3 protein-coding genes are annotated in these 3378 nt (G+C 61.0%); 1 reads left to right on the plus strand and 2 read right to left on the minus strand.

Translation table 11 applies throughout. From position 1 onward, the window contains the following. Nucleotides 1–212: 212 nt before the first annotated feature. Complete coding sequence (locus tag KKP04_RS15185; RefSeq protein ID WP_215033506.1) at nucleotides 213–743, minus strand: GNAT family N-acetyltransferase; 531 nt, start codon at nucleotides 741–743, stop codon at nucleotides 213–215. After that, entirely contained in the window at nucleotides 736–1026 is a 291-nt protein-coding gene (locus tag KKP04_RS15190; RefSeq protein ID WP_215033512.1) for a DUF1778 domain-containing protein, read from the minus strand. Before KKP04_RS15190 ends, KKP04_RS15185 begins: the two co-directional genes overlap by 8 nt. A 472-nt stretch (nucleotides 1027–1498) precedes the next feature. On the opposite strand from KKP04_RS15190, the gene KKP04_RS15195 reads away from it, so the two are divergent. Continuing rightward, nucleotides 1499–3271, plus strand: coding sequence for a TnsD family Tn7-like transposition protein (locus KKP04_RS15195; RefSeq protein ID WP_215033509.1), 1773 nt, complete (start codon nucleotides 1499–1501; stop codon nucleotides 3269–3271). Nucleotides 3272–3378: the final 107 nt, after the last annotated feature.

A 3378-nucleotide genomic window follows, 5' to 3' on the forward strand; every position in this document is an offset into this window, starting at 1 on the left:
TTCTCTCACGCCTCGTCAACGGCTGGCCGATGCGCAAAATCGATGAACTCATGCCTTGGGCCTATGCCGCCAGCCAAAACGCTGATCCCATGGTCTGAGAACACCGCTAACCCTTAATCCGTGAGGCGAGAAGGAGTTGACGCAGGCGCTGCATCAGCAGCAAAAAAAACAGCGTGACAAAGGACGGGAAATCTGAACCGTGTCGGACGGCTCTAGACGGCTTCGCCTTGCGCGATGTCGAGAGCTTCGATGATGGATTGGAACGGCAGGATCAGGCTGAGCAGGCTACTGTCGAGTAAGGGCATCGCGCCAAAGCGTTCGTACCAGTGCGCAGCCTTTTCGTCCTTGGCGTCGATCGCCAGCGCCACCCCGCCGACCTGAGCCGCCACGGCAAGAGCCCGCGCGCCCGCCGCCAGCAGCAGATCGCCCCCAAGCCTCTGGCCCTGCATCGGAAGCGCCACGGCCAGACGAGCCAGCCGATACACAGCGACCTCGTACCGGCCGAGCCCTTTGGTCAACGCCGTGGGAACCTTTGCGAAGGCGATCGAGGCAGGGCTGATGGAATAATATCCGAGAATGGTTTCCGGCGCGGCTGGAGCCACCGCCACGAAGGTCTTGGAGCCACCGCCCTCATGGTTCTGGCGGGCGTGCCGGCGCAAATACTCGTTTAGCTCCGGCACGCCGCAATCGAACGCCTTCCGGTCATGGCTGCGTCCGATCGGTTCTTCCCGCCAATCAAGCACTCTTGCCGCCTCGCGCGACGCGGCGGCGGGCGGCGGCAAGCAGGGCCGGTGTAGGAGCTGGCGGGTTTTCCAGAAGGTCGAGCACGCGCAGGGAATCCCGCTCTGATAGCGAGATGCGCTCGGCTTTCTCGATCACATCGCGCGCGGCGGGCAGGACGGCACGCATGATGAAGCTGGTCACGTCAAGCCGCTCAAGCGCGGCGGCAGCCGCCAGAAGCCGCTTTTCGTCGCGCGTGGTGCGCAACTCGATGCGGTCGTCACGATTGGATTGCATCTGGGCCATGGCGATCTCCTTCATGTACGGACATTGACCGTACTCTAAAGAAGAGTCAAGACGACTCTTCCTCGTCGGTGCGTTGTCGTTCGCTGCCCATCGGTCGATCTTGGATTCATGCCACCCGGTGCCGTTGGCGCTGATGCCAAGCCCTGCCGCGGTGGCGCTCAAAGCATACGTGAAAATGCGTTGCAGGTCGAAAACCTCTTCCTGATGCCGCCTTTGCAGGGCTTTCAGGATGCTAGGACGACCACGAAACTTTTGGGGCCTCCCCACCGGAGCATCCAGGACAAGATGCGCGGCGCGCTCGAGTGTCGGGGGTATTGACAGAGGTGGAAGGGGTAAGCCTCGCGAGAAGACGGTTAAACTCCGCCTGGTTCAACATGTCGGCCTGAAGGGCCGCCGCGATTTCAGCGGCCCGCTTTTCATCAACAACTTCTGCCATGCGACAGCTTCCTTTCCTGATCACGAATAATTCGGCATGTTGTCCTACTTCCCGCAAGTCTACCCCGGCGAACTTCTGTACAGCGTGCTGGCCCGCTATCACCGGCACACCGGTTCTTCGAGCCCCAAGGGGACTGCGGAAGAACTGTTCGGACGCAGCACCGCTATTGCTGCAGTGGATCTGCAAGGCAGCCTCGGCGTTCTCGCCGAGCGTATCCCGCCGGGAAGGGGACTGACGTCGGAGGCATTGGCGCGAGAGCACACTCTTTATCCGTATTATACTTCATTCGAACCGCCGGAGATGGCAGCACACGTCCTTCGCTCTCTGGTGCAGGGTAGCGCGGACGGTGTGCACTTGAAGCTCGGCATCGCTGCCAGCACCGTTTCACCACCCGAACATCTGCGCTATTGCCTCTCTTGTCGGGCCGAGATGCTCGCGAGATCCGGCGAGCTTTACTGGCGTCGCGAGCACCAGCTTCCAGGGGTTCTCGTGTGTCCCGAACACGGTTGTCCTCTTGCTGACAGCAGCGTGAGGCTCACCATGACCAACCGGCACGAGTTCGTCGCCGCGCATGAAGGCAATTGCGCTGCTGTCGCGGTCGTTCCATCCTGGGCGGAAGATCGGCACGCCGTCGAATTGCTTCGTTGGATCGCAGTGGCCAGCGCAGCTCTTTTGTGCGCACCTCCTCGCTCCGGCAATTTGCAGGAGGAATACCGCCGTGGTGCCATTGAGCGAGGATTCGGCAAAGGCAACCGCATAGCTCAGGGAAAGCTTGCAGCAGCGTATGCAGCAATGATCGGTCCGATTGCGCGCATTCTTCCAGAGGCCGACGGCTCTGACTGGCTATCGGAGATGACGCGTAAGCATCGCAAGGCATTCCATCCTCTTAGGCATGTCCTGTTTCGGTTGTTTCTGGAAGGCCAAGAGCGTCGGAAGCCTTCGCCGTTCGGGACGGGGCCATGGCCTTGCTTGAACCGCTTGGCTGACCATTATGGACGGCGGGTCGTCACCCGGATGCAACTTCACTACGACCGCGGCCATGCCATCGCTCGTTTCACTTGCATCTGCGGCCATGTCTACGCTCTTGCCGATGGTGCACGCAGCAAGCCGCGAATACTCGAATTCGGGCCGTTGTTCGATGAAGGTTTCCGTGGTCTGGTGGCAGGCGGCAACGGACTGCGAGAAACGGCACGAGCGCTCTGCGTCGATCCAGGAACGATCCGGCTCCATGCAACAAGGCTCGAACTCAAGGTGCCGTGGAAGGCGCGAAAGGAGGGAAGGGCGAAGCGCAGGTTCGATCGAGATGCCATCCGAGGGCGCTGGCTCGCTGCTCAAGCAGAGCAGCCAGGTCTTTCGCGAAAACAACTCGGTGCATTTCTGCAAGCAGAACGCTCTTGGCTTTACCGCAACGACAGGGATTGGCTCGATCTCAACTCGCCTCCGCCTAGCACTGCGTCGCGTTGGGGCAAGCGCCTCGACTGGCCGACTATCGACTGCCATCTTGCGGTTGAGCTGCGTGACGCCGCCCACCGGCTGATACGCGAAACTCCGCCGCAGCGGGTCTCGGCCGCAGCGCTGGAGCGACTGCTCGGCCGTCCCGGTTGGATCGGCAAGCGGACGGAAAAGCTTCCCCGAACGATTGAGGCTCTCGGGCAGGTCGTCGAAACGCTCGAAGATTTTCGGTTGCGAAGAGTTTTTTGGGCGGCCGCAGCACTCGAACGCGAGGGGCTGCCGGTTCAGGCATGGCGCATTCGCCGCCTGGCCGGACTTCCGGCCGAAGTATCGATGCGCGTCGAAGAAGCACTGTAAGCGGTGTTCTGACCTCACCTTCCATTTTGCTCGAACGGCTGCGAGTGTGACGGTTCCTTGAGGGATCGTCTTATGTCTAATCCTGGTCGTAGTCCTATCACTGAGCT

The sequence above is a fragment of the Rhodomicrobium sp. Az07 genome (genome assembly GCF_018619475.1).
Classification (GTDB): domain Bacteria; phylum Pseudomonadota; class Alphaproteobacteria; order Rhizobiales; family Rhodomicrobiaceae; genus Rhodomicrobium.

What these genes read in the sequence shown, in the direction of transcription:
- KKP04_RS15190 (WP_215033512.1), bottom strand. Translation starts at nt 1,026, where the DNA reads ATGGCCCAGATGCAATCCAATCGTGACGACCGCATCGAGTTGCGCACC.
- KKP04_RS15195 (WP_215033509.1), top strand. Translation starts at nt 1,499, where the DNA reads ATGTTGTCCTACTTCCCGCAAGTCTACCCCGGCGAACTTCTGTACAGC.